The following is a 12,339-nucleotide window of genomic DNA, read 5'->3' on the forward strand; positions in this document are numbered from 1 at the left end:
TTTTAAGATCTTTCCTCAAGTGAGGCAGCAGCTTCTGCAACGCCTGCTGCTTTATCTGAAATCTCATTCAGTGTAATCACAAGACTGCTTACATCAGCATCAACCTGAGAGTTTTGGCTTTTAAGGTCATTCATAACAGCCATAATCTCTTCAAAAGACTCACTCGTCGAAATAATGCTGTCGCGCTCAGACTTGAAAAGATTTTTCAGTTCAAGAATTGAACCTTCGATTGTTTTTGTCTTGACATTTGTATCCTTCAGAAGATCATAAACCTGTGATACGGATTCCTTTGTATTTTCAGCGAGCTTTCTTACTTCGTCAGCTACTACTGCAAACCCTTTTCCATGCTCACCAGCGCGGGCTGCCTCAATTGAAGCATTTAATGCAAGCAGGTTTGTCTGATCAGCAATAGAAGTAACCATGTTGGCAACCTCAGAAATCTGGCTGTTTAAATTGTTCAGCTCTTTGATGTTTTGTTCTGTGGATAGCATTTTATTAGAAATTTGTTCACTTTCTTTTTTCGTCTGATTAAGACGTGACTGTTCTTCACCTGTTTTATTCTGAAGCTCTGTTGCTACGTGTGAACCGTTTTGTGCACGGTTTGAAAGCTGACCAAGCGCTTCTTTCATCTGGCGGACATTTTCACTCGTAGCATTGCTGTTATCAGACAGAGTAGCTGCACTTGTTCTCAGCGTATGAAGCAGCTCTTCCAGATGATTTTGTTCGGCCATCAGCTTCGCCTGAAATTGATTTTCATATGCTTCAAGTACGATTTGCATTTCAAGGTTTAAGATCTTTGAGATGGCACGTACCAGACTGAATTTATCTTTTTCATTAAAAGGAAGCGTCTCCGTCATATCGATAAATGAATTCAGCAGATCCTGAAAAGCGGCAATATACCACTTAGGGTCAAGCCCGATATGCAGATGAACTTCAGCGATCCGGTTTCTTTTCAGCATAAACTGCTGATCAATTTTTCCGCTGAACATTTCCTGAATATGAATCTTCAGCGTTTTTTTCAGGCGCTCAATCGTGCTGTGCTCGTTGATAATCGACAAAAGCCTTGGCTCGTGACCGATTGTTTTATAAAAGTGAGAGACAATCTGCTCTATATTTTCAGTGACATACGGCTTGTAAGCCAACAGGATTTGCAGATCATACGTTGAAAGTGAGATCATACTCAGCTGTTTTGGTGTTGTAACTTCTTTCGGCAGCTCAATTTTCACCTGATCCTTAAAGCTGTCTGCAACGACAGACAAATCAATTTTTTTCTCTTTTGTTCGTGCCCACATCATTTAAATCGTTCCTCCTTAAATATCCTCTGTAAGTAATATCGTCTGAACCCATTCAGAATTTATATGTAAATAAAATAAAACACATAGATCTATTATACTGTTGAAATTATATTTTTAGGTATAAGTACACTCTTCTTAAGATGGTAATTTTATTTCACCTGAGAATTTTAAACCAATTTCCAAAAAATAAAGGATATTCAGTGCTTGATAGGGAATAAGTGAATGGAGATTCATTTTAGGGGATGGAGTGATTTTAATGAATAAACAATATGAAACATTAAAGGTTGAAGTGCAGGGGAATACAGTCTGGCTGACATTCAACAGACCGGAAAGTCTAAATGCACTGAACCTGCAGTTAATGACTGACCTGCAGGATGCGCTGAACGAAATTAAACGGGATGCAGATCTGCAGGTGCTCGTATTAACCGGGGAAGGAAAAGGTTTCTGTTCCGGAGGAGACATTAAAGGGATGCTTAAGATGAATGGCGAAGAAGATTTTCAACATTTCATGCAAATCATTAATGATCTATCAGTAACGTTATATACGATGCCTAAAATTACAGTCAGTGCGATTCACGGTGCAGCAGCTGGCCTTGGGCTGAGTCTGGCGCTTTCGACGGACGTGATTATTGCTGAAGAGCAAAGTAAGCTTGCCATGAACTTTATTGGAATTGGCCTTGTGCCGGATGGCGGGGGACACTTCTTCATGCAGGAACGTCTTGGAACGCAAAAAGCGCTGCATACTATCTGGCGCGGAGATATTTTAAACGGTCATGAAGCCTACTCTCTGGGACTGATTGATAAAGTGACTGCTGAAGGGCGCGTGAAGGAAGAAGCTGCAGGTTTTGTACAGACGATTAATCACAGTCCGGTTAAAGCCATGATGGAATCAAAGTCGATCTTAAGAGCCAGCAGAAAAGCACAGCTTGAAGAGATACTTGGAATGGAAAAAGAAGCACAGTGGAGAATGAGACAGACAAACGACCATATGGAAGGCATCCAGGCGTTTGCTGAAAAGAGAAAGCCTGAATTTAAAGGAAATTAAAAACAGCGGGGCGCTATAAGCGTCCCGCTGTTTCTTATGTATGGAATACGACTAACTTACCACGTGGTGATACAACACGATGGGTGTGATCAAGCATACCTTCCTCTTCAAGACGCTTTTCTCCGATCGTTTTGGCTTCTTTGTCATTTTCTGCTTCAAAAGAATCCTCAAAAAGCAGTTCCCCTTTTTTATCAAAAGCTGTGATTTTGTAAATATCCATTCCATTCATCTCCTTTTTGTCCGTATGTTTATTATTACATAGCAGCTTCATCACGTGAAGTGGAGAAATTCTGAAAAAAATGAACCTTTTCATCGGCAATTCCGTATAAAATAGAGGAGCAGTCAAAAGGGGGAAATGTAATGTTAAAAATTGACAGCGTCACAAAAAAATTTGGCACACATACAGCCGTTAACAACCTTTCGCTCACGATACCCAAGGGCGAAATGTTCGGTTTCCTTGGTGCAAATGGAGCGGGTAAAACCACAACCTTCCGTATGATTCTCGGGTTAATAGACAGCACTGAAGGGTCAATCAGCTGGAACGGGGAATCAATAGGCTATCATACGAGTCAGCATATCGGGTATCTGCCGGAAGAAAGAGGCCTTTATCCAAAAATGAAAGTAAAAGAGCAGGTCGTCTATCTGGCAAGGTTAAGAGGGATGGATAAAAAAGCCGCTGAAAAAGAACTGACAGGCTGGCTTGAAAAATTCAATGTTCCTGAATATGAAAATAAAAGAGTAGAGGAACTGTCAAAAGGAAATCAGCAGAAAATACAGTTTATCACTTCAGTTATACATAAACCGGATCTGCTCATTCTTGATGAGCCATTCAGCGGCCTTGACCCTGTGAACGTTGAGCTATTAAAAAAAGCGGTTGATGATTTGAAAACCCGGGGTACGACAATCGTATTTTCAAGTCACAGAATGGAGCATGTTGAAGAGTTGTGTGAAAGCCTGTGCATTATCCATAAAGGTGCGCCAATCGTTCAGGGTAAATTAAATGAGATCAAAAGAGACTTTGGCAAGAAGAACCTACTCATTAAAGCCGATTTTGACCTCGCCGGAATTGAAGCACTGCCTGGCGTTGTGAAAGTGAAGAAACTGATTGGCGGTGCTGAGCTTCAGATCGAAAATGAAGAAGTATCACAGGACATTCTGACTTTTTTACAGCCAAAAGGATTTATCCGTCAGTTTTCACTTGAAGAGCCTTCACTGAACGATATCTTTATTGAAAAGGCGGGTGCTTCTTATGAATAGATTCGGATTAATTCTTGCAAAATCCTATATGAATAAAATCAAATCCAGATCCTTTATTATCACAACAATTATTTTTACATTGGTTATTATTGGCGCAACCAACTTTCAGTCGATCACTTCGCTTTTTGACGGAAATGGAGATGGCGGGGAAGAGCAGTGGCAGGTGGTCGTCTATGAGGAAGAAACCGATATTGCTGATAACCTGTCTGCTCAGATGGCGATTTTGAACCAGTCAATTGAGATCACAAGAGGGGAAGCAGCCCTTGAAGAACTTGAAGGTCAGCTTGAAAATGGAGAATATGATGCGCTGCTCACGGTGAATGCTACAGAAGTGGGCAGATTGCAGGCTGAATATTTATCAGCTTCACTCACAGCGAATTCTTACTCAGGCGATCTTCAGGCAGCACTCCAGACGATTCAGTCGAATATGGCTGCAAACCGTTTATCTTTAAGTGCTGATGAGTTGGCAACACTCAATATGCCAGTTTCATTTTCCCAGTCAGCATACGTGGAATCTGCAAAATCAGCTGAAGAGCTCGATCAGGCGAGAGGGCTGGTATATGTACTGATTTTCGTCATTTATATGTCGGTACTGATCTATTCTATGATGATTGCGACAGAAGTAGCGACTGAAAAATCATCAAGAGTCATGGAGATTCTGATTTCCAGTGTACCTCCGATTCAACAGATTTTTGCGAAAATCCTTGGGATCGGGCTTGTCGGACTCACACAAATATTAATCTGGGCAATCGTCGGAACGCTCTCAGTTAATTTAAGTGGAGATACGCTTGAGGGAGGCATTTATTCACTATTTGACTTCTCATCAGGTTCGATCAGCACCATTATCTATGGCATTGTATTTTTCATACTCGGGTATTTCCTGTATGCGACCCTGGCAGCTTTCCTTGGATCATTAGTCAGCAGAACAGAGGATCTTCAGCAGGTGCTGATGCCTGTCAATATTCTGATTGTGGGAGGTGCTCTCTTAGCATTTTACGGGCTTGCATCACCGGAAGCAGGATTTATCACTGTGACATCCTACATTCCATTTTTCACGCCGCTTGTGATGTTTACAAGAGTCGGGATGCTGAATATCCCATTCTGGGAGCCAGCCATTGCCATATTACTAACGCTTCTGACGATTTTAGTGTTAGGATGGTTTGGGGCAAAGGTATACAGAGGAGGCGTACTCATGTACGGAAATTCCTCATCACTTAAAGATATAAAACAAGCAGTCAAACTTTCTAAAAAAGAATAATCATACAAAATCATTGAGATAGCCGGTGCAGGTACCGGTTATTTCTATTTATGTTCAGGTGAGATCTGATATAATATAAGAACAAGTGTTCCTGTGTGTACGCAGGATCCATCTACCGATTTACACAGCTGAAGCGGAAAGCATCAGCCGAAGAACCGAAGCCAAATATCAAAAAAATATATAACAGATAAAAGGAGAGATTGCAGATGAAAGGCATTACTTTTTTAAATCCGGGAGACCCAGTCGACCAGTATCTGCTGATTAAACAAATGACAAAAGGTGTAACCACTGCAGGAAAACCTTTTTTGACACTGATCTTTCAAGACAGAAGCGGTGACATCGAAGCAAAGCTGTGGGATGCAGGGGATGAGGAAGAGCGCAAATACCAGCCTCAGACAATTGTAAAAATAGCGGGAGAAATTCATAATTACCGTGGGAAAAATCAACTGAGATTAAGACAGATCAGGCCCGCTTCCGCGCAGGATAATGTGAAAATGGGCGACTTCCTGGAAACTGCACCACTATCAATCGAGTCAATGAGTGAAGAATTAACGCAATATATTTTTGAAATGAAAAATCCGGTGATCCAGAGAATTACACGTCACCTGCTAAAAAAATATCAGAAGTCATTTATGGAGTACCCGGCAGCAACAAAAAACCATCATGAATTTGTTTCTGGTCTCGCTTTTCACGTTGTGTCGATGCTGAGACTTGGAAAGTTCCTGGCTGGGCAATACCCTTCTTTAAACAAAGATTTACTCTATGCAGGAATCATACTGCATGATATGGGGAAAGTGAAGGAGTTATCAGGAGCCGTATCAGCAACCTATACACTTGAAGGAAATCTGCTTGGACATATTTCAATCATGGTAAATGAAATAGCTGAAGCTGCAAAGGAACTTGAGATCGAAGCTGAAGAAGTACTGTTATTACAGCATATGATTCTTTCACATCATGGTAAAGCAGAATGGGGTTCACCAAAACCACCGATGCTCATGGAAGCGGAAATCCTTCATTATATTGATAATATTGACGCGAAAATGGTCATGATGGACAGGGTGATCAGCAGAACGACTTCAGGAGAATATACTGAAAGAGTATTTGCGCTTGAGAACAGATCATTTTATCGTCCGCATATGTACGATCAGGACTAGTCATAAGCTTGTACGCGCCTGCATAGAGTAAAGTAAGAATGCAGTGCAGGAGGCGTGAAGATGTTTCCAATATGGATTGACCTTGCAATTGGAGGAGCCATGCTCAGTCTTGTGATGTTTGTAAAAACCGCTTATCAGGATAAGAAGCAGGAAAAAGACTTTATTGAAGAGCACGGGAAAACTTATATTCAACGCATGCTGAAAGAAAAGAAAAAGCGTGTGTCAGCTGAATATAAAGATTAAAAAAAGCGGGAGGCTGATGCCTTCCGCTTTTTTGTGTGTCCAGCTCCAGCAGGCAGTCCCTCGAGTCATAAGCCACCTCGAGAAAACGGGAAAGTACACCCGTTTCTCTCAAGTCGTCTTATGCTTGTCGGGCCTAAACGACCTGCTTCCGCTTTTCTCTGTGTCCAGCTCCAGACGCTAGCTCTTCGGGTCATAAGCCACGTATCGATAAACGGGAAGACCACCCGTTTTCCGCTACGCGTCTTATGCCTGTCAGAGCTGAACAAGCGCCTTCCGCTTTTCTTTAGGTCCAGCTCCAGCAGGCAGTCCCTCGAGTCATAAGCCACCTTGAGAAAACGGGAAAGTACACCCGTTTCTCTCAAGTCGTCTTATGCTTGTCGGGCCTAAACGCCTGCCATCGCTTTTCTTCATTATTCTTCTGTATCTTCTGTTTCTTCAGCAGGCTCTTCCTCAGCAGCTGGTGCTTCAGGCTGCGAAAGGAATGCTTCAAATGTCGCTTCAAGATCTTCATCTTTAATATCGATGTCAGCTTCTCTCATCAGTTCCTGGATCATTGCACTTGCCTGTGTCTGATCTGCCTTTGCAAGCTTCAGATCATGTTCAATTTCTGCTTTCATATCTTCAAAGCTGCCGATATCCGCTTCACGTGTTTCAGTTACTTCAATGATGTGCCAGCCAAAGCTTGACTCGACAGGCTCACTGATAACATTTGGCTCAAGGCTGAATGCAGCGTCTTCAAATGCCGGATCCATAGCCCCAGCGCTGAAGAATCCAAGTTCGCCACCAGTTTCCTGTGCAGCCGGTTCAGTTGATACTTCACGTGCAAGCTCAGCAAAGTCAGCTCCATCTTCTAGCTGCTGCTTCACATCAAGTGCAGTTTCTTCGTCCTGTACCAGAATATGTCTGGCATTTACTTCTTTTTGCAACTGCTCATATTTTTCCTGAACTTCTTCTTCAGTTACTTCAACATCTTCAATTAAAGCCTTCTCCTGAAGGCGATTCAGCTTAATTGTGTCGCGGAACGTTTCTTCAGTGTAACCCTGCTGTGACAGGACCATCTCAAACTGTTCCTGACCGCCATATTGTTCTTTCATTGTTTCTAGTTCAGCGTCAACTTCTTCATCAGATACTTCATATTTATCCTGAAGAATCTGCTCTAATACCATCATTTGAAGCGCCTGCTCCCCAACAGTTGTCTTCATCTCCTGGTAAAATTCCTCTTTCGTAATATCCCCGGCGTTCGTTGATACGACTACTTCACTTGATTCTTCATCACTGCATGCTGCAAGAGCTGCCACACTCAGTGTTAATGAAGCTGCTGCAATCCACTTTTTCATGTATTTCCTCTCCTCACGATCTCTCTATGGTGTAAAAAATCTACAAGGCATACTATAACATATTTCCCCAAACCTTAGTATTGTTTTCACAATCATTCCATTTTTACAAAAGATAAGCGTCCAGCCCATCCATTTTAAAAACGATTTGAATACCATACATAAGAAAGGAGGGGTCTCCATGTCATGTGGTAAAGGCGGAGGGTTTGCGTTAATCGTCGTCCTGTTTATCCTCCTTGTGATTGTTGGCGCAGCCTGGCTGTATTAAAAATCCTAAAAAAGAAAGGGGGACATAAACATGTCACACGGACACGACAAAGGTTACAACGGCGGAGGATTCGCTCTACTAGTCGTACTATTCATCCTCCTCATCATCATCGGCAGCGCATGGTTCTAAGAAAAGCGTAGGTGAGCGTTTAGGGGCGTACATGTTGGACTGAAGCGTCGGAGATAAAGGAAACACGGTGAACGGAGTGAGCCGATGTTGACTTATCGGACAGAGCTGAAGGAAACATGCTAGCCCCTGCGAACCGAAGCTGGACAGAGAAGAAAAGCGTAAGGCGCTTGTTCAGCTTCGACGGGCATAAGACGCGCAGCGAAAAACGGGTGAACTTTCCCGTTTATCGATGGGTGGCTTATGACCCTAGAAGCTAGCGCCCGAAGCTGGACAAGGAGAAAAGCGTAGGTGAGCGTTTAGGGGCGTACATGTTGGACTGAAGCGTCGGAGATAAAGGAAACACAGTGAACGAAGTGAACTGATGTTGACTTATCTTAAGGAGCTGAGGGAACCGCACTAGTCCCTGCCAGCCGAAGCTGGACAGAGAAGAAAAGCGTAAGCTGGCGTTTAAGGGCGTATGACGCACAGTGAAATGATTAAAGAGGCTGAAAATAAGTTTCAGCCTCTTTTTTATCTAAACAAAAAAGATGCCATCGCAGGCACCTTTGTCAGCTTACATATCAGTTTTCATCATTACGTATACAAAATCTCTACGTATGAAGACAGAAGTAAAATCAGGATCAGAATATTGATCGTACGAAAGACTTTTGGCTGCCGTTCGTTCGGAATTTCCTTCTGCTCACATAGTCTATTAGTCATTCGATTAATGGCATAAATAATAAATACGGTAAATGCGATAAATAATCCAATTACGGTAAGCATGTTCGCCCTCCTCGTCTCTATGTACTAGGATAACAAAAATCAGACATAAATAACAGAGTGAGCTGTTAAATATGTCTGATGCATCACCTTTTTAGATGCCTGGGTACTGCGTTTCCTTTACCGGAACAAGTATTTCATACCCGTCATCGTCTTCTTCAATAAAAGCACCTTTAGGAGATTTCAATAAAGATCTCGCGTAAAGGAAGTCCACCAGACAAATTCCCGTATGATAAGCAATCAAAATTGTAAAGTAGTGTGCGTATCCAGGGAAAAGAGTAGTTGCGTACAATAATACACCATTAATAAGAAGAAATGGTGAGACGAGCGCCATGATAAAAAACACCTTTGGTATCGGCTTATTCACTCTCACAGACATAATTGGTACACAAAAAAACTGAAATCTGGTCTTCAATTGGATCAGGCTCATAAATCCCGCTAGCGGAAGTGTATGAAACACTTTATGAAGCGGATATATCAGGAAAAATCCGATTGCAAACCATAAAAAATACTGATCATACATTGGTTGGTCGGAAATTAATTGGATCGATACGTGTAAAAATGAAAAAACAGTCAGGACTAAAATCGCAGATAGAAAAAAGATGCGGTAAAATCCATACTGTTTCTTTACATTGATTGATTTCCAGCAATGCAACATGATCGCCTCCGTTCATGACGATTTTTATTAAAGCTACGAGAGCTACTTTACTCTCATATGCAGAAAGTTGCAATAGGAAAATGAAAAATTTAATATTTAATTGTCCAAAACAAAATCCTGTCATGAAAAAGGGAGGAAGAGCCCTTTTCATGACAGGATTGAGTTGTCAGGGTGATGCGATCTGTTTGACCGGATCAGCCGTTCTGCTTTTTTTAATTTTTCCTTCAACCTCTGAAAATTCAGTTTCAATATTGTTAAAAGAAGTCTCAAAGATTTTCATGAAATCATCACCGTAAATATTCTTTACGATGGCCATAACATCCATCATTTCGGGGAACTTTCCGTAAATCTCGCGAAGAGGGGCAGCACCTTCAAAGACTGAATGGGTCTCAGGGGAGTAGTTCTCCATTAATTCAAGGAGAAGGTTGTCGCCTTCTTCAGTCAGTTTGATATAGGTGTTGCGCTTATCGTTCTCACGCTTTGAGAATTCCAGAAATCCTCTTTCTTCAAGCTTCTTTGAAAAGTTAAAGGCTGTGGATACATGCATGACGCCAAACTTGGCAACGTCCGAAATGGATGCACCTTTTAAATGATAAGCGATCCAGAGAATGTGGTGTTCATTGATATTCAGATCATATGGCTTAATCCAGTTTTGCCAGTCTTTTTCGATTGCTTTCCACAAGGCTTTGCTCAGCTGGGCCATCCGCTGACTGAAAATCATTGCCTCTTTCATAGAGTATAATTTATCATCCATTGCTACACCTTCTTTCATAAAAGATTTTAGAGTAATAGGAATATTAGTTCAGTTTCAAACATTATAGCAATAAAGTAAAACGATTGAAAGGTAAGAATAAATTAAATTTTCTAATAAAATTGCTTCTTCCTTATTAGATAAGGTGAAAGGGGAGAGGTTTTTAATAAAGATAATTTTTTAAAAAAGAAAAAACAGCCCGGGGGCTGTTTTGTTAAGAGCTAGGTTGTGGCTCTTTGCTATCCTGATTAATTGTTTTTTCAAGTTCTTCCATTGTTGATTGAATCGCAGCAAGTTCTTCCTGAAGATTGTTGATGGCAGGGTCAGCCTCACGTTTCCATGCCTGGATTGAATCCTTGAGTTCTGCTGCTACAACACGAAGAGATTCTTTGCTTTCTTTAGAAGCGTCTGCGATTGATTCTTTCACAATTTGAAGATTCATCTGCAGTTCGAGCATATGCTCACGCCAGTTATCTTTAGTATTTTTAATCGTACCGCGCAGTTCTTCACCTGATTGAGGAGCCGATATAAGTGATGCTGCTGCTCCTGCCGCTATTCCGACAACTAAGCCAAGTGAAAATTGTTTGAAATTCATCCCAACCACATCCCTTTTTGTATTTGTATTCTTATTGTATATAGTAATTCATAAACTGTCCAAAGTATTCATGGACAGGAGGAATCATTTCGTGGTGTTTGTGAAGGTCATCCTAACCATATGTATGGTGATCTCCTCGGTGTTATTGATCATATGTGCAGCAGACCTGTTGAAAAGAACGTTATATCCACCAAGAAGAAAAAAGCTTCAAAGAGTGCTGATTACAGTGATTAGCACGCTTCTATTATGTATTTTAACCTATTTAGTTTGGAGATAAACCTGCTGAATCAAAGCGCTGTATTTATTTCACCCTCAAAAACAAAAAAAGCTGCCCCCTTTTTTAAAAAGGGAGCAGTTCAGCAGGTTCAGGCAGCAGATTCGACCAGATTGGACCGTCTCATGATTGCCTGTGCAACAGGATACATAACAGCCATTAGCAGACCATTCACAACGATTGCAGGAACGACTGCAGAAAGTGCAAGTGCCATAATCGGACCAGGAAGACCAACAAGAAGTGCGGCAGATCCAAGGAAGATTGTTCCTGAGATCAATGTGCCGACTGCTGCAAGTACACCGGCGCCTGCAGGCTTACTTGCTAGCTTTCCAGCGAGCAGAATGATTCCGTAAAAAGCAAATGCTGTGATCGGTTTATCAATTACATTCGGCAGGAATCCTCCCGGGAATGTTGTTGTAAGACCTGATAAAATACCTGTTGCCAGACCGATCAGCAATACATTTTTAACGCCTGGGAATAATAGAATACCAAGAAACATCATCAGTAATGACATATCCGGCTTCATTGTCAGTGTCCCTGGAATTAACAGGTGCAATGCTGTACCCATCCCTGCAAAAAGTGCTAGTGCTACGAGTGTTCTCGTGTTCATAACTCATCTCTCCTAAGCTAAACTGATTTTTTTCCTGACATGTCCTCGTGACTGCCAGCGAAAAGTAGCATTATTATACCACGGCTGAATTTTATTTCCTACTAATTAATTTTTGCAGCAATGGCGGCTGCCATCTCACTGCGGTCGTCATTTGAATAATCGTCCGTATGTACTTCCCATACCGGCTTGAAGCCATCTTGCTCACCGTGGCGCGGAAGAATATGAAGGTGATAATGGAAGACACTCTGTCCTGCAAACTCACCATTATTGTTCAGCAGATTTACACCCTTCAGCTCATAAGTATCGCTGATCGCGTTCGCAATTTTAGGGACTACTGAAAACAGATTTGCAGCGATTTCAGGTGTCAGCTCATGCAGATCTTTTTTATGTGTTTTCGGAATCACAAGCGTATGACCTTTAGTCACCTGGCTGATATCAAGAAAAGCATAGACATGCTCGTCCTCATATACCTTGGCTGATGGAATCTCACCGTCAATAATTTTGCAGAAAATGCAGTCGCTCATATTCTTCATCCTTTCATCAGTAAATTAAGTTTATTCTACCATAGTAAGCTCAGTTGTATGCTACAATGCTGTCATTATATAGAATATGACTTCCAAGAAATTTGCTGATCATTTCCGCGGACGGGCGGTGAGCCCCTCCGGCTGCGCCGTATGGTCTCACCTGTCCCTTTCCGCCGCTGGAGTCC

16 protein-coding genes are annotated in these 12,339 nt (G+C 41.8%); 7 read left to right on the plus strand and 9 right to left on the minus strand.

The genetic code is table 11. The features are described 5' to 3' along the window. Window positions 1-2: 2 nt before the first annotated feature. Complete coding sequence (locus tag DH10bf12_RS10190) at window positions 3-1,295, minus strand: protoglobin domain-containing protein (protein ID WP_471735196.1); 1,293 nt, start codon at window positions 1,293-1,295, stop codon at window positions 3-5. 256 nt (window positions 1,296-1,551) lie between these two features. On the opposite strand from DH10bf12_RS10190, the gene DH10bf12_RS10195 reads away from it, so the two are divergent. After that, a complete protein-coding gene (locus DH10bf12_RS10195) occupies window positions 1,552-2,340 on the plus strand; it encodes an enoyl-CoA hydratase (RefSeq protein WP_471735197.1) in 789 nt (262 codons plus the stop codon). 34 nt (window positions 2,341-2,374) lie between these two features. Here the strand turns inward: DH10bf12_RS10195 and DH10bf12_RS10200 are convergent, their stop codons facing one another. Beyond that, complete coding sequence (locus tag DH10bf12_RS10200) at window positions 2,375-2,560, minus strand: YhzD family protein (RefSeq protein ID WP_471735198.1); 186 nt, start codon at window positions 2,558-2,560, stop codon at window positions 2,375-2,377. Between the two features lie 140 nt (window positions 2,561-2,700). Between DH10bf12_RS10200 and DH10bf12_RS10205 the strand changes: the two genes are divergently transcribed. The 4 genes from DH10bf12_RS10205 (at window position 2,701) to DH10bf12_RS10220 (ending at window position 6,252) form a co-directional block, all read left to right on the plus strand. Further along, entirely contained in the window at window positions 2,701-3,597 is an 897-nt protein-coding gene (locus tag DH10bf12_RS10205; RefSeq protein ID WP_471735199.1) for an ABC transporter ATP-binding protein, read from the plus strand. Then, on the plus strand, window positions 3,590-4,855 hold the full coding sequence (locus DH10bf12_RS10210; RefSeq protein ID WP_471735200.1) for an ABC transporter permease: 1,266 nt from the start codon (window positions 3,590-3,592) through the stop codon (window positions 4,853-4,855). The genes DH10bf12_RS10205 and DH10bf12_RS10210 overlap by 8 nt, the downstream gene beginning before the upstream one ends. A 206-nt stretch (window positions 4,856-5,061) precedes the next feature. Further along, a complete protein-coding gene (gene yhaM, locus DH10bf12_RS10215) occupies window positions 5,062-6,009 on the plus strand; it encodes a 3'-5' exoribonuclease YhaM (RefSeq protein ID WP_471735201.1) in 948 nt (315 codons plus the stop codon). A 60-nt stretch (window positions 6,010-6,069) separates the two neighbouring features. Next, complete coding sequence (locus tag DH10bf12_RS10220; protein WP_471735202.1) at window positions 6,070-6,252, plus strand: sporulation YhaL family protein; 183 nt, start codon at window positions 6,070-6,072, stop codon at window positions 6,250-6,252. A 410-nt stretch (window positions 6,253-6,662) separates the two neighbouring features. Here DH10bf12_RS10220 and DH10bf12_RS10225 read toward each other — a convergent pair whose 3' ends face one another. Beyond that, complete coding sequence (locus tag DH10bf12_RS10225) at window positions 6,663-7,589, minus strand: peptidylprolyl isomerase (protein ID WP_471735203.1); 927 nt, start codon at window positions 7,587-7,589, stop codon at window positions 6,663-6,665. Between the two features lie 178 nt (window positions 7,590-7,767). On the opposite strand from DH10bf12_RS10225, the gene DH10bf12_RS10230 reads away from it, so the two are divergent. Both DH10bf12_RS10230 and DH10bf12_RS10235 read left to right on the plus strand, forming a co-directional pair. After that, a complete protein-coding gene (locus tag DH10bf12_RS10230; protein ID WP_039808298.1) occupies window positions 7,768-7,854 on the plus strand; it encodes a YjcZ family sporulation protein in 87 nt (28 codons plus the stop codon). Window positions 7,855-7,884: 30 nt separating this feature from the next. Continuing rightward, the gene (locus DH10bf12_RS10235; RefSeq protein WP_404408562.1) at window positions 7,885-7,983 is read left to right on the plus strand and encodes a YjcZ family sporulation protein; all 99 of its coding nucleotides are present in this window, start codon (window positions 7,885-7,887) and stop codon (window positions 7,981-7,983) included. A 573-nt stretch (window positions 7,984-8,556) separates the two neighbouring features. Here DH10bf12_RS10235 and DH10bf12_RS10240 read toward each other — a convergent pair. From DH10bf12_RS10240 to DH10bf12_RS10265, 6 genes are all read right to left on the minus strand, one after another. Beyond that, window positions 8,557-8,745, minus strand: coding sequence for a hypothetical protein (locus DH10bf12_RS10240; protein ID WP_471735204.1), 189 nt, complete (start codon window positions 8,743-8,745; stop codon window positions 8,557-8,559). Window positions 8,746-8,836: 91 nt separating this feature from the next. After that, window positions 8,837-9,400: a DUF3267 domain-containing protein gene (locus tag DH10bf12_RS10245; RefSeq protein WP_471735205.1), complete on the minus strand. Its 564-nt coding sequence runs from the start codon at window positions 9,398-9,400 to the stop codon at window positions 8,837-8,839. Window positions 9,401-9,566: 166 nt separating this feature from the next. Beyond that, window positions 9,567-10,154, minus strand: a complete 588-nt coding sequence (locus tag DH10bf12_RS10250) for an HTH-type transcriptional regulator Hpr (RefSeq protein WP_471735206.1) — start codon at window positions 10,152-10,154, stop codon at window positions 9,567-9,569. Between the two features lie 211 nt (window positions 10,155-10,365). Continuing rightward, window positions 10,366-10,746, minus strand: coding sequence for a YtxH domain-containing protein (locus tag DH10bf12_RS10255; RefSeq protein WP_471735207.1), 381 nt, complete (start codon window positions 10,744-10,746; stop codon window positions 10,366-10,368). A 365-nt stretch (window positions 10,747-11,111) separates the two neighbouring features. Beyond that, complete coding sequence (locus DH10bf12_RS10260) at window positions 11,112-11,630, minus strand: tryptophan transporter (protein WP_471735208.1); 519 nt, start codon at window positions 11,628-11,630, stop codon at window positions 11,112-11,114. A gap of 101 nt (window positions 11,631-11,731) precedes the next feature. After that, on the minus strand, window positions 11,732-12,154 hold the full coding sequence (locus tag DH10bf12_RS10265) for an HIT family protein (protein ID WP_471735209.1): 423 nt from the start codon (window positions 12,152-12,154) through the stop codon (window positions 11,732-11,734). Window positions 12,155-12,339 lie beyond the last annotated feature (185 nt).

Source organism: Jeotgalibacillus sp. 10bf12 (assembly GCF_055597105.1).